19 protein-coding genes are annotated in these 20,742 nt (G+C 48.1%); 17 read left to right on the top strand and 2 right to left on the bottom strand.

Annotation, left to right across the window (positions count from 1 at the left end; translation table 11 throughout):
* Nucleotides 1–50 precede the first annotated feature (50 nt).
* Complete coding sequence (gene hisC / locus A3750_RS11115; protein ID WP_068457581.1) at nucleotides 51–1,169, top strand: histidinol-phosphate transaminase; 1,119 nt, start codon at nucleotides 51–53, stop codon at nucleotides 1,167–1,169.
* A gap of 68 nt (nucleotides 1,170–1,237) precedes the next feature.
* On the top strand, nucleotides 1,238–1,996 hold the full coding sequence (locus A3750_RS11110) for a Nif3-like dinuclear metal center hexameric protein (protein WP_068457579.1): 759 nt from the start codon (nucleotides 1,238–1,240) through the stop codon (nucleotides 1,994–1,996).
* 18 nt (nucleotides 1,997–2,014) lie between these two features.
* Here the strand turns inward: A3750_RS11110 and A3750_RS11105 are convergent, their stop codons facing one another.
* Nucleotides 2,015–2,515, bottom strand: coding sequence for a YhcB family protein (locus A3750_RS11105; RefSeq protein ID WP_068457577.1), 501 nt, complete (start codon nucleotides 2,513–2,515; stop codon nucleotides 2,015–2,017).
* 188 nt (nucleotides 2,516–2,703) lie between these two features.
* Here A3750_RS11105 and zapE point away from each other — a divergent pair, with 188 nt between their 5' ends.
* A complete protein-coding gene (gene zapE / locus A3750_RS11100; protein ID WP_068457575.1) occupies nucleotides 2,704–3,819 on the top strand; it encodes a cell division protein ZapE in 1,116 nt (371 codons plus the stop codon).
* On the opposite strand, the gene A3750_RS11095 is transcribed toward zapE, so the two are convergent.
* On the bottom strand, nucleotides 3,816–4,700 hold the full coding sequence (locus A3750_RS11095) for a LysR family transcriptional regulator (RefSeq protein WP_068457572.1): 885 nt from the start codon (nucleotides 4,698–4,700) through the stop codon (nucleotides 3,816–3,818). The two genes, zapE and A3750_RS11095, sit on opposite strands and share 4 nt — an antisense overlap.
* Nucleotides 4,701–4,875: 175 nt before the next feature.
* Here A3750_RS11095 and leuC point away from each other — a divergent pair, with 175 nt between their 5' ends.
* The 14 genes from leuC to A3750_RS11025 all read left to right on the top strand — a co-directional run.
* Nucleotides 4,876–6,297, top strand: coding sequence for a 3-isopropylmalate dehydratase large subunit (gene leuC, locus A3750_RS11090; RefSeq protein WP_068457569.1), 1,422 nt, complete (start codon nucleotides 4,876–4,878; stop codon nucleotides 6,295–6,297).
* A gap of 12 nt (nucleotides 6,298–6,309) precedes the next feature.
* Entirely contained in the window at nucleotides 6,310–6,963 is a 654-nt protein-coding gene (leuD, locus tag A3750_RS11085) for a 3-isopropylmalate dehydratase small subunit (RefSeq protein WP_068457566.1), read from the top strand.
* A gap of 24 nt (nucleotides 6,964–6,987) precedes the next feature.
* Nucleotides 6,988–8,073 carry a 3-isopropylmalate dehydrogenase gene (gene leuB / locus A3750_RS11080; protein ID WP_068457564.1) on the top strand — a complete coding sequence of 362 codons (1,086 nt, stop codon included), beginning with the start codon at nucleotides 6,988–6,990 and terminating at the stop codon, nucleotides 8,071–8,073.
* Nucleotides 8,074–8,085: 12 nt separating this feature from the next.
* The gene (gene asd / locus A3750_RS11075) at nucleotides 8,086–9,198 is read left to right on the top strand and encodes an aspartate-semialdehyde dehydrogenase (RefSeq protein ID WP_068457563.1); all 1,113 of its coding nucleotides are present in this window, start codon (nucleotides 8,086–8,088) and stop codon (nucleotides 9,196–9,198) included.
* Nucleotides 9,199–9,546: 348 nt separating this feature from the next.
* A complete protein-coding gene (locus tag A3750_RS11070) occupies nucleotides 9,547–12,663 on the top strand; it encodes a FimV/HubP family polar landmark protein (RefSeq protein ID WP_068457560.1) in 3,117 nt (1,038 codons plus the stop codon).
* Nucleotides 12,664–12,674: 11 nt separating this feature from the next.
* Nucleotides 12,675–13,583 (top strand): tRNA pseudouridine(38-40) synthase TruA, encoded by a 909-nt coding sequence (gene truA / locus A3750_RS11065; RefSeq protein ID WP_068457558.1) that lies wholly within the window; start codon nucleotides 12,675–12,677, stop codon nucleotides 13,581–13,583.
* Nucleotides 13,584–13,718: 135 nt separating this feature from the next.
* A complete protein-coding gene (locus A3750_RS11060; protein WP_068457589.1) occupies nucleotides 13,719–14,363 on the top strand; it encodes a phosphoribosylanthranilate isomerase in 645 nt (214 codons plus the stop codon).
* On the top strand, nucleotides 14,344–15,576 hold the full coding sequence (gene trpB / locus A3750_RS11055) for a tryptophan synthase subunit beta (protein WP_068466065.1): 1,233 nt from the start codon (nucleotides 14,344–14,346) through the stop codon (nucleotides 15,574–15,576). The genes A3750_RS11060 and trpB overlap by 20 nt, the downstream gene beginning before the upstream one ends.
* A gap of 4 nt (nucleotides 15,577–15,580) precedes the next feature.
* Complete coding sequence (trpA, locus tag A3750_RS11050) at nucleotides 15,581–16,384, top strand: tryptophan synthase subunit alpha (protein ID WP_068455647.1); 804 nt, start codon at nucleotides 15,581–15,583, stop codon at nucleotides 16,382–16,384.
* 22 nt (nucleotides 16,385–16,406) lie between these two features.
* Complete coding sequence (gene accD, locus A3750_RS11045) at nucleotides 16,407–17,348, top strand: acetyl-CoA carboxylase, carboxyltransferase subunit beta (protein ID WP_068455644.1); 942 nt, start codon at nucleotides 16,407–16,409, stop codon at nucleotides 17,346–17,348.
* A gap of 10 nt (nucleotides 17,349–17,358) precedes the next feature.
* Nucleotides 17,359–18,639, top strand: coding sequence for a folylpolyglutamate synthase/dihydrofolate synthase family protein (locus A3750_RS11040; protein WP_068455642.1), 1,281 nt, complete (start codon nucleotides 17,359–17,361; stop codon nucleotides 18,637–18,639).
* Nucleotides 18,636–19,277, top strand: a complete 642-nt coding sequence (locus tag A3750_RS11035; protein ID WP_068455639.1) for an SPOR domain-containing protein — start codon at nucleotides 18,636–18,638, stop codon at nucleotides 19,275–19,277. Before A3750_RS11040 ends, A3750_RS11035 begins: the two co-directional genes overlap by 4 nt.
* 137 nt (nucleotides 19,278–19,414) lie before the next feature.
* The gene (locus tag A3750_RS11030) at nucleotides 19,415–19,930 is read left to right on the top strand and encodes a CvpA family protein (protein ID WP_068455636.1); all 516 of its coding nucleotides are present in this window, start codon (nucleotides 19,415–19,417) and stop codon (nucleotides 19,928–19,930) included.
* A gap of 12 nt (nucleotides 19,931–19,942) precedes the next feature.
* The coding region (locus tag A3750_RS11025; protein ID WP_197474999.1) for an amidophosphoribosyltransferase at nucleotides 19,943–20,742 on the top strand (800 nt) is incomplete at its 3' end.

The following is a 20,742-nucleotide window of genomic DNA, read 5'->3' as shown; positions in this document are numbered from 1 at the left end:
TCGAAGCGTTTTACTTCGGCACCTTGAGTTATAAAATCTTTAGGTGTTCTATGGCAAGCACTCTCTCGTTTAATGCAGATGCTCTCGCAGAATCTTTGGTTCGCGAGGAGATTAAAGCAATGCATTCTTATCATGTGCCGGACTCTTCCGGTTTTCTCAAGCTCGATGCAATGGAAAATCCAAACCCATGGCCTGGAACCTTGGAGCAAGAATGGCTAGAGAAAATGAAACGGGTCGATGTTAATCGTTATCCCGATCCTTCTTGTAAAGAGCTCAAGGCTGGAATTCGCGCATTGCTTAATTTGGATGCGCTTGAAGCGTCGTCGGATGCTGAGTTTGAAATTCTACTTGGTAACGGTTCTGATGAGATTATCCAGATTCTAGCGATGGCGCTTAGCTCGCAGGACAGAGGTATCCTTGGAGTAGAGCCTAGTTTTGTGATGTACCGGATGATTGCCAATTTTGTTGGAGTAAAGTATCACTCTGTCGACCTACAAGATGATTTTAGCCTCAACTTGCCAGAAACGCTTGCAGCCATTCAAGAGCATAATCCGGCGCTTGTTTTTTTGGCTGTGCCCAACAACCCAACAGGGAATGTGTTTGCAGAAAGCGATATTGAAAAGATTGTCGAGGCGTCTCAAGGGCTTGTAGTACTTGATGAAGCATACATGGCGTTTACTGATAGTGACTTGCTCGCATTTCTTGCTAGATACCCGAACGTTGTCGTGATGCGTACTTTTTCCAAGGTCGGATTGGCGGGTTTGAGGCTTGGTTTTTTGATTGGCGCTCAAGCCTGGGTCTCGCAGTTCGAAAAGCTTCGTTTACCTTACAACATTAATGTGTTGACGCAGGCTAGTGCGGCCTTGGCGATTGAGCATTACGGTATGCTCACTGCGCAATGCGACGGGTTGAAAGAGGCTAGAAGCGAGCTGTTTAAGCAGCTTTCAGCGATAGATGATATTGAGGTCTTCGATAGCGAGGCGAATTTCGTCTTGGTGCGCTGCTTAAAGTCTCAAGCTCGTGAGGTTTTTGAAGCTATGAAGGTTGAGGGTGTGCTGATCAAATGCTTGGATGGCGCTCATCCTCTCTTGGAGAATTGCCTGCGTTTGACTGTGGGTTCTCCGCAGCAGAATAGAGAGATGGTCGACGCCTTGCAGCGCGTGCTGTAAGAGGGGATTGTCTCGGTTATGTCCCGGTTTTATATTCGCTTGATTTTAATACTTTGGGGAGTATTGCAATGATTGGTCGCGTTCATCTTGAGGAGTATCTAGCGGAGTTACTCAGCATTGCAAGCATAAAAGACTACTGCCCCAATGGTTTGCAGGTCGAAGGGCGTTCCGACATTCGCAGGGTGCTTGGTGGCGTCACTGCATCGCAAGCACTGATAGAGCGGGCTATTGATGAGCGGGCTGATGCGGTGCTCGTGCATCATGGCTACTTTTGGAAAGGCGAGCGAGAATCCATTACAGGTATTAAGAAGCAGCGTATCAAAGCGTTGTTGGATCACAATATAAATCTCTTTGCTTACCATCTGCCGCTCGATATCCATCCCTCCCTTGGGAATAATGCACGACTTGGTGAATTGCTTGGCTTTAATGTGACAGGCGGGCTAGAGCCCAACAATCCACAAAGCATCGGCTTGGTGGGTGGCCTAAGTGTGCCTATGAGCGCGGAAACCGTTCGGCGTCATATCAGTGAAATTCTGGGTCGGGATGCGTTGATGATCGGTGATGAGGACAAGCAGCTTAAGACCATTGCGTGGTGCACGGGTGGTGCGCAAAGTATGATTGAGAAAGCTGTGGATCTTGGAGTGGATGCCTATATAAGCGGCGAGATTTCGGAGCCAACTGTTCACATAGCGCGAGAAACAGGTGTCGTTTATTTTTCTGCAGGCCATCATGCGACCGAGCGTTATGGCGTCAAGGCGCTGGGCGAGCATTTGGCCAGCCAGTTTGACATCGAGTTTGTTTTTGCAGATATCGATAACCCGGTTTGACGTGCCGTCTCTATAGAATTACTTCTGTTTGTATTCTTGTTCTAACTGTTCATCAAAATCTTTGAGTTTTTTACCCTCGAAACCAAATCCCTCTGAGAGTGTACCGCCTTCTTCAGGCACGTCTTTGGGCGCGTAATCCATTGGTGGGGTTAGGTCGCTATCAGGGATTTCAATGGTGTGGCCTCGATGGCTTGGATTTGCCTGAGTATTGAAGTTGAGCGTTAGAAGCTCTTCGACATCGCCTCCCTCACAAAGCTTACGCGCTCCGCTAGCGAGTTGTTCGTTCACTTCTCGATATGTTTTGTTGAGTGTTTGAACTTTGCGGGCGGTATCCATGAAATGAGACGTGACGTCCGCTTGATAGCGAGTGAATCGATCTTCAGTTTCAGTCAGTTTTTGCTGTAGTCGCGTTACTCTTCTTGCATCGTTAGCGGTTTTCTTCTGCAGAAGAATGCCCACCGCGATACCCAATACAAATAAGCCAAATGCGGCAATAAGCTGAATAGTTGTATCTGTCACGCGAACTCCATGGTGATTTTCTTTTCAGCAGACGATACTAAAACCCTTTGACTGCTAAGACAATAGAAGAAGCTCTCATCAGAACAGACGGCAGAATTATTGGCCTTTCTTGTCGGTTCACGGCAAAATATGCGCCGCTCGAAAACGGGCTTCAACAATTGCTTTATTCAGCTAGCAGGTTAAGTGTTATGTCGACTCTTCCATTGTCACCTCTTCAGCGCTATTTGCGCGACTTAGAAAAAGAAGGATTCGTTGAAGATGCTGCGCAGAGAATGGCTGTCGAAAAACTTCAACAACTATACGAGGCTTTAATCGCCGACGAAGCGATGCGTGCGAAACAGGCGTCGAGTTGGTTCAGTAAGTTTCGAAGTAAAAAGCTTGAGCCGGTGAAGGGCTTGTATTTTTGGGGCGGTGTAGGACGTGGTAAAACGTATCTTATGGATAACTTTTATGAGAGCTTGCCGTTTGAGAGAAAGCTTCGAATTCACTTTCATCGCTTTATGCAGCGTGTTCACTCAGAGCTAAAGACGTTGACCGATCAATCTAACCCTTTACTGGTTGTTGCGGATCGGCTCGCTGTCGAAACGCGAATCATCTGTTTTGATGAGTTTTTTGTTTCCGACATTGGTGATGCAATGATTCTTGCGGGTTTGATGGAGGCATTATTTGAGCGTGGTGTTAGCTTGGTTTGTACTTCAAATATTGTTCCTGACGGCCTGTATAAAGATGGGCTGCAGCGAGCGCGCTTTTTGCCAGCAATCGCTCTGGTGAACAAGCATACCGAGGTCGTCAACGTGGATGGCGGAACAGATTATCGTCTCCGTACTTTACAACAGGCGGAGCTCTACCATCATCCCCTCGACGAGCAAGCTATTCGTAACTTGGAAAAGTATTTTACACAGCTGGCTGTAGAGGCGGGAAGTAGCAAAGGGCTAGAGCTCAGCGTTAATGGTCGCAAGTTAAAGGCAGAGCGGCATGCAGATGATATTGTCTGGTTTGATTTTAAAGAACTCTGTGACGGTCCGCGTAGTCAAAATGACTATATCGAGTTGGCTCGTGAGTTTCACGCCGTCATCCTGAGCAATGTTCCTAGTATGGGATCAGAAAACGACGATCAGGCTCGGCGCTTCATCAATTTGATCGATGAGTTTTATGATCGCAACGTTAAGCTCATCGTTTCGGCTGAAACGGCGATTCATGAGTTGTATAGCGGGGGGCGATTAAATTTTGAGTTTGAACGAACTGAGAGTCGTTTGCTAGAAATGCAAAGTGAAGAATATCTGGCATCTGAACACCGCGCTTAGCGCGGGTGTTTTTCCCAAAACTGGTTGGCTGTTGCGATAAACGCCATTGCCGCTTTACCGAGTCGCTTTTTATTGTAGCTTACCGCGCCTAGCTGGCGCTTGATTACTGGATCGGCGACCGGAAGTACATACAAATCCTCATCAATCATTGTATTCGGCAGAACGGACCAGCCCATTCCTACGCTGGCCATCATTTTCATTGTTTCTAGATAGTTCGTTGGAATATTCGCGTTCAAAGATAGGCTGTGTTGCTCAAATACCTTGGCGACGATTCGGTACGTCAAGGTCGATTGTGATGGCAGGATTGCATTGTGTTGTGAAAGTTCTTCTGGCCCAATGCGCTTAAGAGTCGTTAGATTGTGGTCTTTGCCACAGACAAAGCTCATTGGGTCTTGCCAAATCAAATGGGTTGTAAAGTCATCGCGTACTTTTTTTGGGATGGTAATAAAGGCGAGGTCGGCGGTGTTTTCCTGAAGTAGGCTGTACGCACTTTCTGAATCCAGAAAATTGAGTTGAAGGTCAACCGCAGGATAAGAGCTTGCAAACTCCCGTAAGATTAATGGTAAGCGGTGCAGACCGATGTGGTGGCTCGCAACGATACGAAGCTTACCTGAAACCTCTCCGCTCTCATCTTTCACGGCCTGTTTGGCGTTGTCGTACTCATGCAGAATATTTAAGGCGTGGGGCAGCAGGGCTTCACCGCTTTGAGTAAGACGAATCTCTCTTTGCAGGCGCTCGAAGAGTTTGGTGTCTAACCTGCTTTCCAGATTCTGAATCCTTTTGGTGACGGCCGGTTGAGTAATGTGCAATGTCTCGGCCGCTCTGGAGAAAGAGCCTTCGTTCAGCACGGTAATAAATGCCATTAATGATTCGATATCCATATGTTTGTCACCTTGTTGAGTATTCCATATTGGAATTGTATCAATAAAAAATATGAATTTGTTTTATTTGTGTGCTCTGATTAAGATTTGCGCTATTGGTGGCATGGTGATGGCTTTCTATGTTGGATGGCGACGACTTTGCCGATTGCGGTGTTTAGCTTGAGTGTTGTTATTTATGAATAGAAAAACGCTATACGACAAATTGTGGGATGCGCATGTAGTTGCTGAGCGGGATGATGGATCTGCCTTGATTTATATTGATCGGCAGTTGTTGCACGAAGTGACCTCGCCGCAAGCGTTTGAGGGCTTACGAATTGCTGGTCGTGCTCCTTGGAGAATAGATGCGAATTTGGCAACGCCGGATCATAACGTCCCTACAACGGAGCGAAGTTCCGGTGTGCAAGGCATTGAAGATCCTGTGTCGCGTATTCAAGTTCAGACCTTGGACGACAATTGCGACGAATTCGGTATTGTTGAATTCAAGATGGCGGATCAGCGCCAAGGCATTGTTCACGTTATTGGCCCGGAGCAGGGTGCGACCTTACCGGGTATGACCGTAGTTTGTGGTGATTCGCACACCTCTACGCACGGTGCCTTCGGTGCGTTAGCGCATGGTATTGGGACATCAGAAGTTGAGCACGTGCTTGCAACACAAACACTTGTTCAAAAGAAAATGAAGAATATGCTTGTGCGTGTCAACGGCAAAGTCGGGCCCGGTATTACTGGAAAAGACATTATTCTTGCGATTATCGGTGAGATCGGTACGGCTGGTGGCACGGGCTATGCGATTGAATTTGCCGGTGAAGGTATTAGTGATCTGAGCATGGAAGGTCGTATGACGGTTTGCAATATGGCGATCGAAGCAGGCGCCCGCGCAGGCATGATCGCTGTTGACCAAACCACGATCGATTATGTGAAGGGCCGACCATACGCACCAAAAGGAGATATGTGGGAGCGCGCAGTAGAGGCGTGGTCTGATTTGCATAGTGATGAAGGCGCCCAGTTCGACAAGGTGGTAGAGCTTGACGGTGCTAGTATCCAGCCTCAGGTCACTTGGGGTACTTCGCCAGAGATGGTTTTGCCTGTAAGTGAGAATGTGCCAAACCCAGAAAACGCAGCGGATAGTGTAAAGAAGGAAGGTATCACTCGAGCCCTTCAGTACATGGGGTTGAGTGCAGATATGCCGATCACAGATATAAAGCTCGATCGAGTCTTTATTGGCTCTTGTACGAACTCACGTATTGAGGATTTGAGAGCCGCGGCTGAGGTCGTTAAAGGACGAAAAGTCGCCTCGAGCTTGAAACAGGCTTTAGTAGTACCGGGCTCTGGTCTGGTCAAAGCGCAAGCTGAAGAGGAGGGCTTGGATAAGGTTTTTGTGGAGGCGGGTCTCGAGTGGCGTGAGCCGGGTTGTTCAATGTGTCTGGCTATGAATGCCGACAAGCTTGGCCAAGGAGAGCATTGCGCCTCTACTTCAAATCGCAATTTCGAAGGGCGACAAGGCTTTGGTGGGCGAACGCATCTGGTAAGCCCTGCCATGGCGGCTGCAGCTGCGATTGCCGGAAAGTTTGTTGATGTTCGCGAATTCGTAAAGTCTTAAGGAGGCCTGATTATGCGTAAATTTACTAAGATGACAGGTGTGGTTGCTCCTTTAGATCGAGCAAATGTCGACACTGATATGATTATTCCAAAGCAGTTTTTGAAATCAATCAAGCGCACTGGCTTTGGCAAGAACCTGTTCGATGAGTTGCGTTATTTAGACGAGGGCAAGCCGGATCAAAGCTGCGAAGGTCGTCCTGTTAATGAATCGTTTGTTCTTAACCAGTCTCGTTACCAAGGAGCGAGTATTATGCTCGCTCGACAGAACTTTGGGTGTGGCTCGTCTCGAGAGCATGCGCCTTGGGCGCTAGATGATTATGGTTTCCGCGCAATCATTGCGCCGAGCTTTGCTGACATCTTTTTTAACAACTGTTTCAAAAACGGTTTGCTTCCGATTGTATTAAGTGAGGAGCAAGTAGATCAGCTGTTTTCTGAGGTAGAAGCGAACGAAGGTTATACGCTTGATGTGGACTTAGACCAGCAAACTGTAACGACGCCCTCTGGCGCTTCATTCGCTTTCGATGTAGATGCGTTTCGAAAGCATTGCTTGCTAAATGGCTTAGACGATATTGGTGTAACGCTCGAGAGCGAAGCGCAAATCAAAGCGTATGAAGAGCGTCGAAGACAAGAAACTCCGTGGTTATTTGATGCCATTCAAGGTGTGTAAAAAGAATTTTTAGGAAAGCTGTATATGTCAAAGAAAGTATTATTGTTGCCGGGTGACGGTATCGGTCCTGAAATTGTCGCGGAAGCTGAGCGCGTTCTCGACCTTGTGAATAAAAAGTTAGGGCTCGGTCTGGAAACTGATCATGCCTTAGTTGGTGGCTCCGCTATTGATGCAGATGGCGTACCTTTGCCGGACTCCACGCTCCAAAAAGCCAAGCAGGCCGATGCGATTCTTCTCGGTGCAGTAGGCGGGCCGAAGTGGGACCAGCTCGATATGGCAATTCGTCCGGAGAAAGGTTTATTGGGATTGCGTTCAAACCTGGAGCTTTTTGGTAATTTGCGTCCAGCGATTTTGTACCCACAGCTTGCGAGTGCATCGACCTTGAAGCCAGAAGTGGTATCTGGTTTAGATATCTTAATTGTTCGGGAGCTAACCGGCGGAATTTACTTTGGTCAACCTCGCGGCGTTCGGACTTTAGAAAATGGAGAGCGCCAGGGTTTCAATACTTATGTGTATGCCGAGAGTGAAATTAAGCGTATTGCGAAAGTTGCATTCGAGGCGGCTCAGAAGCGTAACGGTAAACTTTGCTCTGTCGATAAAGCCAACGTGCTTGAAGTAACGGTACTTTGGCGCGAAATTCTTGATGGCATGGCAAAAGACTATCCGGACGTTGAGTTAAGCCATATGTATGTCGATAACGCGGCGATGCAGCTTGTTCGCGCTCCTAAGCAGTTTGATGTAATGGTGACTGGCAATATGTTCGGTGACATCCTTTCTGATGCTGCAGCGATGCTGACAGGCTCTATCGGAATGCTTCCATCTGCGTCACTAGACGAGAACAATAAGGGTATGTACGAGCCTTGCCATGGTTCTGCGCCAGATATTGCAGGACAGGGCATAGCTAACCCTCTAGCAACCATTTTATCTGTCGCGATGATGCTTCGGTATAGCTTGAGTGAAAATAAAGCGGCAGATCTGATTGAAGATGCTGTAAGTAAAGTCCTCGATCAAGGACTTCGTACAGCTGATATCTTCTCAGAGGGTACTACAAAGGTTTCCACCAAAGAGATGGGTGACGCGGTCGTTGCTGCCTTAGAATCACTGGTATAGAAGGTTTTAATAATGAAAAAGCTTGGAATGATCGGCTGGCGCGGAATGGTCGGCTCGGTTTTGATGCAACGTATGCGCGAAGAGAAGGATTTTTCACTCGTTGAGCCGGTGTTTTTTACTACATCGCAAGCAGGGTCTCCAGCCCCTGATGTTGGGCAAGGGGTATCAATGCTTCTAGATGCGCATGATATCAGTGCGCTCGCAGAGATGGATGTCATCATTACGTGTCAGGGCGGTGACTTTACTAAAGCGGTTTACCCTAAATTGCGCGAAAGTGGCTGGAACGGTTTTTGGATTGACGCAGCCTCGGCTCTTCGAATGGAAGACAATGCGGTTATTGTGCTCGATCCTGTAAATCGCCATGTAATTGATGACGCGTTAGCCAACGGTGTGAAAGACTTCATTGGCGGCAATTGCACCGTAAGTTTGATGCTCTTGGCGTTAGGCGGATTATTTGCTGAAGATCTTGTTGAGTGGGTTTCACCAATGACCTATCAAGCGGCCTCTGGCTCTGGTGCAAAGCATATGCGAGAGCTCATTTCTCAAATGGGAGAAATCAAGAGTGCAGTGTCTGATTTGCTTGACGATCCCGCCTCAGCGATTCTTGAAATTGACAAGAAGGTCGCTGAAACAATGCGCTCCGATGGGATATCCACCGACCAATTTGGTGTTCCGTTAGCGGGCTCTTTGATTCCCTACATCGATACACAGCTTCCCTCCGGACAAAGTAGAGAGGAGTGGAAGGCGGGAGCGGAGACAAATAAGATTCTTGCGAGAGGCGATCAGCCAGTCCCAATCGATGGTTTGTGTGTCCGAGTTGGCGCAATGAGGTGTCACAGCCAGGCGCTCACCATTAAGCTTAAAAAAGACTTGAGTGTTGCGAAAGTTGAGGAAAAGCTTGCCGCAGCGAATGATTGGGTGAAGGTGATTCCGGATGATCGTGAGGCTTCTATTTCGGAACTGAGTCCGACGAAGGTCACCGGCACCTTAAGTATCCCTGTTGGCCGTATCCGAAAGCTAGCTATGGGCCCAGAATACATCTCTGCGTTCACGGTAGGCGACCAGCTACTTTGGGGGGCTGCTGAGCCGTTGCGCAGAATGTTACGAATAGTTTTAGAAGCTTAAGAGTCTCAAAAATGTGCCGATAACATTCGTGCACAGATCGTAAAGCCCATCTGTGAGAGCCGATGGGCTTTTTTGTTTCCGCGGCTTGGGATGCGACAGATGTTGCATTCGCGACTATTGTTAGTAGTCAGCATAGAAAGTTTGGTTGATAAATCCCAAGTCATCACCGATACTTACTAAAATGTAAAATTGTATTTTTCTCAATAAAAGCAAGCGGCTGTGTGCGTTTTTTAAACTGTTTTGTAGCTGTGCTGGTGTGGTCGCTGACTCGGAGTCTTTGCTCAGGCAATAGCTGTACCCGATTTTCTGCACTATTGAGGTTGAATTCTTAATTAAGGGATACGCGTAATGATTCGCAAGCTTGCAATTGCATTAACTCTGGTCTCGGCAGGATTTGTCGGCCATGTTCAGGCGCTTGGACTTGGTGGTGCAAAAGTTAACTCGAACTTAAATCAACCGCTTGTTGCCGAGATTGACTTGGTAAACACAGGTGGTTTGAGCGATGCTGAAATCTTGCCGGGGCTTGCTACTCGGGAAGAGTTTTTGAAAGCGGGTATTGATCGCGTATATTTCCTCTCAGACATTCGGTTTGAGGTGAAGCCCGGTAAAGATGGCGAACCTAAAATTGTTTTGACGACGCGAAAGCCAGTTAGGGAACCATTTCTAAATTTCTTGGTAGAGGTCATTTGGCCAAGCGGTCGATTATTGCGTGAATATGCTCTTCTTATTGATCCTCCAGTCTTTGCTGAGGATAAGCCGATTGCTGCAACGCCGGCTCCTGTTCAGTCCGTTTCGAGTACTCCCTCAACTTCACCTGTCCAGTCTTCCCCGGTAACGCGAGCTACCGGTGACAATGTCGCTGTGAAATCAAGTGTTGCTCCGCAAGCGGGAGCCTTGGCGGGTAACGAGTCTTATGGTCCGACCAAGAAGACGGACACACTGTGGGAAATCGCAACGAAAACACGACCAGATAAAACGGTGAGCCCTCAGCAAGTTATGCTTGCCATTCAGGATCTGAACCCTGATGCATTTATTGATAACAACATTAATAAGTTGAAGGCTGGGCAAATTCTTCGTCTGCCAACAAAAGAACAGGTTCAATCGCGCACGACTTACCAAGCAATTAATGCGGTCATTGAGCAAAATGCGGCATTGCGCAAGCCGAAAACGAAAACACCGACCTCTTCAGCTTCTAAGCCCACCACGCCAGCACCCAAGAAAAAGGCAACTTCAGGAGATGAGCTGAAGCTTGTTGTACCAGAGAAAGACTCGAAAGCGTCGGACGCAGCTAGTTCTGATCCGAATGGGAGTGCGGCAAGCGGCACATCAAGCTCTGAAGACTTGTCTCTCACCCTTGAGCAGCTCGATAAAGCGAAGCTGGAGAACGAAGAGTTGTCCGGGAAAGTGGGTGATTTAGAGGATCAACTGGAGACACTGCAACGAATTCTTACGCTTAAAAATGATCAGCTAGCGAACTTGCAGGCACAAATGCGCGCTGCGGAGCTGGAAGAGGCAGAGTCGCTAGATCAGGATGGATCGCCAGTAGAACAAACGGGTGTCGAAGATCAGTCAGAGCTTGCTGAAGGGCTCGGTGGATCTTTGGCAGGAGATGCGGCCAATGACTCGGGCGAGCAGTTGACCGAGGTTGTCGTATCGGAGACGGTAACCGATACCAAGCTGGTTGATGCGAACGGCGATGTCGTCGCTGAGCAGATCGTTGTTGAAGAGGCTGTGGTTGAGAAGCCGGTTGTTGTAGAGCCCAAGACGCAAGAGAAGCCGGTTCAAGATCAAATACTGGAACAGATCTTATCGAATCCTATCTATCAGGCTGTTGTGGCTGGTGGTCTGATTCTGTTGCTTGTCTTGCTTTGGATGGTTTCGAAGTCAAGAGCCAAGCAAGAAGTGGTTGAGGATGACTATGATTACGAAGAAGCGTCTGTAGAAGCGGGAGACGCAGAGCCTCACGAAGAGGAGATGGCAGCGGATCAGGTTGAAGAGCCTGAACTGGCTGAAGATGAGAAGAGCTCATCAGAGGAAGGTCAAGAGGACGTTATCGCTGAGGCGGATGTCTACATCGCTTATGGTCGTCTTGATCAAGCAGCGACGATTTTGGAGCAAGGGATATCGGCTGATCCAGTTCGTGTCGACTATCGACTTAAGTTACTCGAAGTCTACCGAGATTCGTTACAAGAAGAGGCGTTCGGGAAGCAGATTAGCGAGCTTGAGGCGATTCAGGATCAAAGCGCTTTAGCGCGCGCTGAGGAAATTAGAGCAGAGCTTGAAGAGAGAATACGAGACCAGGCGGCCTCTTCTTCTCAAGAAGCCGACATTGATCACTTACTTGATGAAGACGAAGAGCAGGCGTTGTTGGGCGGTGATGACAATAACTTTGATTTTGATACTGTCGATGCGTCCAAAGATGAAGACGACGTTGAAGTGGTTACGGACATCGCGTCTGAAGACTCGGTTGATGAGCTAGAAAGTTACGCTGAAGAAGCGCTAGATGAAGTTGGTGATGAAGTAGATTTTGAATCTGATGACTTAGATGTTGATTTGGATATTCCTCTGGATTTAGAAGATGCCTCAACTTCAGTTAGCAATGAGTTGGAAGATGATCCGGGTATCGATTTTGAATCTGTTGATTTGAGCCCTAGTAACGACGATGAGATCGAAGATGCAGTTGTTTCAGATGAAGAACGAGCTGATCTCGAGCTTGATGATGCCTTAAATCTTGATGATTCGGACCTTGATAGTGAAACCGAAATTGAACTCGATTTAAGTGAAGAGTTGGACTTGGCGGAAGATGATCTGTCGTCGCTAGAGCTGGAAGACGAAAATCAGAATGTGGACTCTGAAGAAGCCATTGAAGATGTGCACGTTGATGATCTATCGCTTGAGCTGGATGAAGAGGTAGATCTGGATGGCGATGCTTCGGATGAGCTTTCAGACGCTGAGGTCGAAGACCTTGCTCTTGATGCCGATGATCTTGGCGAGCTCGAGGTGGAGCTGGAAGAGGATGGCGAATCTGACGGTGTGCTTACAGAGGATGAAGCGCTGAGCTTAGAACTTTCGGACGACTTGAATGAAGATCTAGACTCCGAAGTGCTATCAGACTCTCAGGTTGATGACGGCGGATCGGATGCGGATGATTTACTGTTGGATTTGGATGAAGAGCCCGCTGAGTCAGATCCTGCAGATGCTTTAGAGATCACTGATGAAACGCTGGATGAGGCAGCCGCTGCACTCGGCGATGCTGATGATTTTGAACCAGAGCTTAGTGAAGATGAAGATTTTGACTTCCTTGAGGGAACCGATGAGGCATCCACTAAACTTGATCTGGCTCGAGCCTATATCGATATGGGTGACACAGAAGGCGCAAAAGAGATTTTGCTTGAGGTTGAGGGTGAAGGCTCTGCGGAGCAGCAGAAGCAAGCTCGTGAGCTAATCGATTCTATAGGTGGCTAGGCTTCCCGTTGATGAGTAGTTCTTTAAATAGTGGTTCGGCCGGTAACAGAGATGTTACCGGCCGAGTTGCGTTATGTGTGTCCTATAAAGGCACCCGCTATTTTGGCTGGCAGTCACAGTCTTCCGGATTGCCAACAGTGCAGGATGAGGTGCAGTCTGCCATCAGCCGCGTAGCAAACCATTCTGTTGAGGTTGTGTGCGCTGGCAGGACTGATAAAGCCGTGCATGCTAGCTACCAAATTGTGCATTTTGATACATCTGCGATTCGTAGCGAGCGCGCCTGGGTGTTTGGATGCAATGCGAATCTGCCTCCCGATATTTCTGTTACATGGGCGAGGTCTGTTTCTTCAGACTTTCACGCGCGTTTTTCGGCTTTTAGCCGGAGATACAATTATTTTATCTACAACCATCCAGTAAGGCCTGCTCACTTTCATGAGGAGATGACGTGGTGTCATTTTCAGTTGGATGAGAGAGCGATGCATGAGGCAGCGCAATCTTTGGTAGGAGAGCATGACTTTACCTCTTTTCGGGCGGTTGGCTGTCAAAGCCGATCGCCTTTTAGAAATATTGAGGCGATAAGCGTACGTCGTTTCTCAAACATGCTGGTGCTGGATATTAAGGGCAATGCGTTTTTACATCACATGGTTCGAAATATTGCAGGTGTTTTGATGGCTATTGGCAGCGGAAATAAGCCGGTGAGATGGTGCAAGGAGGTTTTGAAAGCGCGTGATCGCACTCAGGCTGATGTTACGGCGCCGCCGTATGGTTTGTATCTTACGGATGTTTCTTATCCGAACGCATTCGCTTTGCCTCTGTCTCAAGGGGCGCCAGCCTTCGCCCAAGCGATGCAGCTCCAGGAGCCGTGTTCGTTCGTTCCGGACGAGGAAATGTGGAGTATTTCGCGTCTTCCTCGCGAGTAAATCCCTGTTACTATCTTCTGTAATGCGCTTTGAAGTTGTATACTTTGCTGTCTGTCGCTGGTTTTGTTGCAGCCAAACTGGCGCTCTTTCAATGCGGTATTTCTGATAACCCCTCAGTCGAAATATTTAATCTTCATGGCAAGTCAAACGCACATTGTTCGATCCAAGATTTGTGGTATCACAAGGCCGGAAGATGCGTTGCTCGCTGTGCGGCTAGGCGTAGATGCAATAGGCCTCGTTTTCTATGAGCCCAGTCCCAGATCTGTGAGTATCGCGCAAGCGCAGTCAGTTTGTAGGGCCTTGCCTCCCTTTGTTAGTGTCGTCGCATTATTCGTCAACCCGGACAGAGAGTATGTAAATGAAGTGATCGACTCCGTCCCGATTACGTTGCTCCAATTTCACGGTGACGAGACCAGTGCGTTTTGTGAGAGTTTTTCTAGGCCTTACATCAAAGCGATTCGGGTGCGTGGTAGCGAGTGTTTTTCGAAAGCGGAGAGAGAGTTTGCGTCGGCACAGGGCATTCTTGCAGATACATACAAGGCTGGCGTGCAAGGCGGAACAGGGGAGTCATTTGATTGGTCTCTTTTGCCAGCGGAAAGAAATAAGGCGCTTATTCTCGCAGGCGGTCTGAATCCTCTTAACGTGCGTAATGCTATAGCTGACGTGAGTCCTTTCGCTGTAGACGTGAGTGGCGGTGTAGAGGAATCGAAGGGTGTGAAATCACCCTCATTAATTGAAAATTTTTTACGAGAGGTGTCCCGTGGAAACGGAAGCGAATAAGAAGTTTACCGAACAGTTTTTGAGCACCCTGCCAAGTAACACAGGGCATTTTGGCCCTTATGGTGGGCGTTTCGTTTCCGAAACCTTGATGTCTGCTCTAACCGATCTAGAAGCGAAATATCGCGAGTTAAAAAACGATCCTGAGTTTGTCAAAGAGTTTGATCGTGATTTGGCTGACTATGTTGGTCGGCCATCGCCTTTATACTTTGCGGAACGTTTAACGAAAGAGGTTGGTGGCGCGAGGATTTATCTCAAACGAGAGGATCTTAATCACACCGGGGCGCACAAAGTAAACAACACGATTGGGCAGGCCTTGTTGGCAAAATATATCGGTAAGCCCCGTGTTATTGCTGAAACAGGAGCTGGTCAGCATGGCGTTGCTTCTGCAACTGTCGCGGCTCGGATGAACCTCGATTGTAAGGTCTTCATGGGAGAGGAAGATGTCCGTCGCCAGGCGTTGAATGTGTATCGAATGAAGCTGTTGGGCGCGGAAGTCGAAGGTGTGACCAGCGGAACCCGAACCCTCAAAGATGCGATGAACGAAGCGTTGAGAGATTGGGTGACGAATGTCGATAACACTTTTTATATCATTGGAACGGTGGCAGGTCCTCATCCTTATCCAATGCTCGTGCGTGACTTTCAGGCTGTGATTGGTCGAGAGGCTAGGCAGCAATGTCTTGAGAAAGAAGGTCGTCTTCCAGATGCGCTGGTCGCATGCGTGGGCGGAGGCTCAAATGCTATCGGGCTTTTCTACCCTTTTATCTGTGACGAGGGAGTTGAGATGTACGGTGTCGAAGCCGGCGGTCATGGTATCGAAACTGGTGAGCATGCTGCGCCTTTATGTGCAGGTAAGCCCGGTGTTCTGCATGGTAACCGTACCTACTTAATGAGCGATGAGAATGGCCAAATCCAAGGCACGCATTCTGTGTCTGCGGGGTTGGATTATCCCGGTGTTGGGCCGGAGCATTCATGGTTAAAGGATATGAAACGCGCGGATTATGTGTCTGTGACAGACACTGAAGCGCTGGACGCTTTTAGAAGGCTGACCTTGGTCGAAGGGATTATGCCTGCTCTAGAGACGAGCCATGCAATTGCTTACGCGATTAAGAAGGCAGCTACGATGCGGTCTGACCAAATTATGATAGTGAACTTGAGTGGTCGCGGCGACAAAGATATTCACACAGTCGCGGGTATAGACGGAATTACGGTGTAATCGAATGAGCAGAATAAAAGCAACAATGGACGCACTAAAAGCGTCGGGCAAGAAAGCGCTAATACCCTACATAACAGGCGGTGACCCTCGACCAGATTGGACCGAGAGTTTAATGCATACGCTTGTTGAAAACGGTGCAGACATTATTGAGTTAGGCGTTCCTTTCTCGGACCCTATGGCTGATGGGCCGGTCATCCAGCTTGCGTGCGAGAGGGCGCTAGAGCACAACACGTCTTTGCGTGATTTGCTTGAGATCGTTCGCTCGTTCCGTAAGACCGATGCAGATACACCGGTCGTGCTGATGGGCTATCTGAATCCGCTTGAAATGATGGGGATCGAGGAGTTTCTAGATGCGGCTGCGGATGCGGGCGTTGATGGCGTTTTGACGGTGGATCTGCCGCCAGAAGAGGCAGATTGGTTCGCTCCGATGGTTGTTGAGCGCAATCTTGATTTGGTTTTCTTGATTGCTCCGACTACGACAGATGAGCGGATACGCAGTATCTGTGAGCATAGTAGTGGCTACGTGTATTATGTTTCGGTTAAAGGTGTAACCGGCTCTGCTGCCTTAAGCACAGACGATGTAGCAGAAAGGGTGGCGAATATTAGAAGCATTGCAGACATTCCTGTTGGTGTTGGTTTTGGTATTAGCGATCCAGAATCGGCTGCTGCTGTTTCGAAAGTGTCGGATGGCGTCATCGTGGGTAGTGTTTTGGTGAACATTATTAAAGAAAATCAACAGGACTTGTCTGCTATAAAAGATAAGCTAGGATCTATGTTATCTTCCATGCGTCAGGCGATGGATGCCTAATTGAAACTAGAGAAACTTAGCAATGAGTAGTTGGCTCGACCGAATAAAGCCAAGTTCTATCCGTTCCGAGGCGAAAACTCGTGGCAGCATTCCAGAAGGCGTTTGGAAAAAATGTCCCAAATGCAGCGCTGCACTCTATCTCCCCGAGCTCAAGAAGAATCTCGATGTATGTCCTAAGTGCCAGCATCACCTTAGAGTGAGTGCGCGGCGCAGGGCAGAGTTGTTTCTGGACGAAGGCTACGAGGAGCTATGCGCGGACTTGGCGCCTGATGATCGCCTTAAATTCAAAGATACCAAGAAGTACAAAGACCGCCTGTCTGCAGCACAAAAAGAGACCGAAGAGAAAGACGCGCTGTTGGTGTTCAAAGGCTCCGTAGCCGAGTTTGATTTGGTGATGGTGGCGTTTGAGTTCAACTTCATGGGTGGCTCAATGGGCTCAGTTGTTGGAGAGAAGTTTGTTCAGGCCGTGAACTGTTGTCTGAGCGAACGTCGTCCACTAGTTTGCTTCAGTGCAAGTGGCGGAGCACGTATGCAGGAAGCATTGATCTCACTTATGCAGATGGCGAAGACCTCTGCTGCGCTGGAAAAGCTCAAGGAAGCGCGACTTCCATACATTTCTGTGATGACCGATCCGGTTTTTGGTGGTGTGTCAGCAAGTCTTGCGATGTTGGGTGATGTAAATATGGCAGAGCCTAATGCATTGATTGGTTTTGCCGGGCCTCGGGTTATTGAACAGACCGTACGAGAAAAATTGCCTGAAGGTTTTCAGAGAAGTGAATTTCTTCTTGAGCACGGTGCCATTGATATGATTGTTCACCGCGCCTCCATGCGTAGCAAAATAGTGTCTCTGCTTTCTAAGTTATTGATCAAAGAGCAAGTGATTGCAACGTCCCTTGCTGAGTCGCCGGAGAGAGAGGCTAACTCTCACTCTTCGGACGAAGCAGCGGATTTGAAAGAGGAATAGAGATTCTTCCGTGACGCTCAGCGAATGGTTAAATGATCTTGAGCAACGACATCCCACAGAAATAGATCTCGGTCTTGAACGTGTGCGGCTTGTCTTTGACCGTTTACAGCTTACTGATTCAATGCCTTATTGTATTGTGGTTGGTGGCACGAACGGCAAAGGGAGTACGCTGAAAGCGATCGAGAATGGCCTCTCTTCGGTAGGTTTACGAATCGGTACCTACACTTCTCCTCATTTATATCGTTTTAACGAGCGTATCTGTCTTCAAGGAAAAGAGGTCGGGGATCAAACGCTTGTCGATGCTTTTGATGTCGTCGAGCGCGCGCGTGGTGATATATCTCTTACTTACTTTGAGTTCACAACGCTTGCGGCTTTTGTGGTTTTTTCCAATGCTTTTCGAGCTGGAGAGCTAGACGCGATCATTTGTGAGGTCGGGTTGGGTGGCCGGCTAGATGCGGTCAACGTGCTTGACGGTGATCTGTCGCTCGTCACAAGCATTGGTCTGGATCATCAGGATTGGCTGGGCAATACCATTGAGGAGATCGCTCGAGAGAAGGCGGGTATATTTCGGCCTTCAAAGCTGGGTTTGGTGGGTGAAACATTTCCGAATTCCATTTTGAATGAGTTAATCGCCGTTGGTTATTCGCTCTCCATATACGGGGAGGATTTTGGTATTACGCACAAGGGTGATTGTCGCTTCGAGTTTTTCACCGGCTCCAAACTTGTCCTTCTAGATCCATGTCAACAAAGTAGCTTACCGAAGAATAATCTGTGTCTCGCTATGCAGGCGTGTATCATTGCGTTGGAAGCTAAGGAAGGCGGAGAGCTTACGCCCAAAACGCTAGACCGGTGTGCGAAAGCGATCTCTAAGACTCAGGTTCCTGGGCGTTTGCAGCAGGTTAGCGAGGAGCCGGTCATTATTTTCGATGTTGCTCATAACGAGGCCGCGGCACAGTTTTTAGCCGATTATCTGAGCAATAAGCATCTAGGTCGAAAGGTAAGGGCTGTTTTCTCTTGCTTGAAGGATAAGGACATCCGTGCGATTGTTAGAATTATGTCGCCATTCATAAGTGAGTGGTTTATTGCACCCCTAAAAGGCAGCAGGGCAATGTCTGTAGAAGCGATAGAAAATGAATTGTCTTTTGTTGGTGCTCAGGTGCGAAGTTTCGATGACCTTTCGGATGCGTTTGCAGCAGCGTCAGACGTTGGCTGTAGCCAGGATGCGATGGTTTTAGCGTTTGGTTCTTTTTATGTTCTTGAGTCTCTAGGAGAAAGGATTCTTGTGGAATGAGTGAAACGGTCGATAGTCTAAAACAACGTTTGGTGGGTGCATTTGTCATTTTATCGCTTGCGGTAATCTTTCTGCCTATGGTGTTTGATAAGCCGCACAGAGAGGGCAATGCCGTTGTAGAGCAAGTGCCGCCAAAGCCAATGCGTGAAACGGTTGTTATTTCACGACCAACAAAACCGGATTACAAAAAAAGGGCGGTGGAATCTGAGGGAGATTCGGAATCGGAATCTAGCTTACCCAAACTTGTCGCCGTTGAGTCTGGCATGAACGAGGCGTCAGCAACCCCTGAAGTATCGCAGGTTCCATCCAGAGACATCATAGATTCTGAGAAAAGAAGCGATGTCGTTGAGAGTGCTTCCAGCAAAGCGGATAGCAAGCCACGGATTGTTGATACAAAAGTATATAGCAATGTCTGGATGGTGCAGCTGGGTACTTTTTCAAAGCAAGAGAATGCTTATTCCTTGCGAGATAGATTAAGAAAGATCGGAATTGACGGCCATACGAAGCCTATTAAATCAGGCAGTGCTACTCGCGTGTTTGCTGGCCCCTTTGTGACGAAGAAAGAGGCCTTAAGAATCAAGCGAAAACTGGATGCTGAATTCAAGGTTGATAGTCTTGTGGTATTTTTTGAAGCGTAAATTGACCGTTTGGTTAACTTAAGTCGCTGTTATCAAACAAAAAAATAGTCAATTTCTTTAGTTTGTATAGGGTTTCTGAAACGCGTTTGTTATGATGCGCGCGAATCTGCAACCCAGTTAGAATCTTTGGGGGATGTGTGGCTGAGCTCAATTGGGCTGATTGGACGCTGCTTGGAATCATTGTGTTTTCGAGCTTGCTGAGCGTATTGCGTGGTTTTACGAGAGAGGCGATTTCGCTGATTGTTTGGCTGGTTGCTTTCGTTGTTGCGCGAGCCTTTCAGCCGGAAGCACAAGTTTTACTCGCTCCTTATATTGCGGACTCGATGATGCTCTCTTTGTCAGCATTCGCACTGTTGTTTGTAGCAACATTGATCTTTGGTGCGATACTTGGGCGTCTAGCGTCCTTTTTGATCAAAATCACCGGATTAACAACGTTAGACCGTGTTTTAGGGATCGGCTTTGGAATGGCCCGAGGCTTGGTTCTTTGTGTTGTTATTGTTGCCGTTGTACGTTACACCCCGTGGTCGGGAGCAGACTGGTGGGCAGATTCGCTCGTTATTGAACAACTCACTGTGCTTGAATACTGGTCTCGGTCGGTCTTTGCATCAGGTGAGTACGATCTTTCGTCGGCTTTAGCCAACGCCAAATTGTGAGGAAGTAACTTCATGTGCGGTATTGTCGGTATGGTTGGTAAATCCAACGTAAACCAAGTTTTGTTTGACGCGCTCACTGTTCTGCAACATCGCGGACAAGATGCAGCAGGAATCGTTACGTGTCAGGACGACCGCTTTTATCTTCGTAAAGACAATGGATTGGTTCGAGATGTATTTCGTACGCGTCATATGCGTCGATTGCAAGGAAATGTAGGTATTGGTCATGTTCGTTACCCGACGGCAGGCTCTTCTAGCTCCGCCGAGGCACAGCCTTTTTATGTGAATTCACCCTACGGCATTACGCTCGCTCATAACGGTAATCTCACCAATACCATTGAGCTTAGTGATGGTGTTTTGAAGTCGGATCTTCGGCATATCAATACAAACTCAGATTCTGAGGTACTGCTGAATGTTTTGGCGCATGAGCTGCAAAAGCAGGGCAAGTTAATCCCCACAGAAATTGAGATTTTTGAAGCGGTTAAACAGGTGCATAAGCGGGTCAAGGGCGCATATGCCGTGATCGCGATGATCACCGGTTATGGGGTTTTGGCTTTTCGCGATCCTTTTGGCATTCGGCCCGCGTGTTTCGGTAAACGCGAGACCGAGAAGGGCACGGAGTATATGGTTGCCTCGGAAAGTGTTGCTCTAGATGCAGCTGGCTTTGAAATCGTCCGTGATATTGAGCCGGGAGAGGCCGTTTATATACAAAACAGCGGGGAGCTTCATACGCAGCAGTGCGCTGAGTCGCCTCGTTTGAATCCTTGTATTTTCGAGCATGTATATTTTGCCCGCCCTGACTCTATGATCGATGA

This window comes from Oleiphilus sp. HI0079, from assembly GCF_001635105.1.
The sequence above is the reverse complement of the archived record's forward strand: the minus strand, read 5'-3'. Positions and strand labels throughout refer to the sequence as shown.

Excerpts from the sequence above, each read along its gene's own strand:
- trpA (WP_068455647.1), top strand. The coding sequence starts at position 15,581 with ATGAGCAGAATAAAAGCAACAATGGACGCACTAAAAGCGTCGGGCAAG.
- accD (WP_068455644.1), top strand. The coding sequence starts at position 16,407 with ATGAGTAGTTGGCTCGACCGAATAAAGCCAAGTTCTATCCGTTCCGAG.
- asd (WP_068457563.1), top strand. The coding sequence starts at position 8,086 with ATGAAAAAGCTTGGAATGATCGGCTGGCGCGGAATGGTCGGCTCGGTT.
- A3750_RS11060 (WP_068457589.1), top strand. The coding sequence starts at position 13,719 with ATGGCAAGTCAAACGCACATTGTTCGATCCAAGATTTGTGGTATCACA.
- A3750_RS11035 (WP_068455639.1), top strand. The coding sequence starts at position 18,636 with ATGAGTGAAACGGTCGATAGTCTAAAACAACGTTTGGTGGGTGCATTT.
- A3750_RS11070 (WP_068457560.1), top strand. The coding sequence starts at position 9,547 with ATGATTCGCAAGCTTGCAATTGCATTAACTCTGGTCTCGGCAGGATTT.
- truA (WP_068457558.1), top strand. The coding sequence starts at position 12,675 with ATGAGTAGTTCTTTAAATAGTGGTTCGGCCGGTAACAGAGATGTTACC.
- A3750_RS11095 (WP_068457572.1), bottom strand. The coding sequence starts at position 4,700 with ATGGATATCGAATCATTAATGGCATTTATTACCGTGCTGAACGAAGGC.
- leuD (WP_068457566.1), top strand. The coding sequence starts at position 6,310 with ATGCGTAAATTTACTAAGATGACAGGTGTGGTTGCTCCTTTAGATCGA.
- zapE (WP_068457575.1), top strand. The coding sequence starts at position 2,704 with ATGTCGACTCTTCCATTGTCACCTCTTCAGCGCTATTTGCGCGACTTA.
- leuB (WP_068457564.1), top strand. The coding sequence starts at position 6,988 with ATGTCAAAGAAAGTATTATTGTTGCCGGGTGACGGTATCGGTCCTGAA.
- A3750_RS11110 (WP_068457579.1), top strand. The coding sequence starts at position 1,238 with ATGATTGGTCGCGTTCATCTTGAGGAGTATCTAGCGGAGTTACTCAGC.
- leuC (WP_068457569.1), top strand. The coding sequence starts at position 4,876 with ATGAATAGAAAAACGCTATACGACAAATTGTGGGATGCGCATGTAGTT.
- hisC (WP_068457581.1), top strand. The coding sequence starts at position 51 with ATGGCAAGCACTCTCTCGTTTAATGCAGATGCTCTCGCAGAATCTTTG.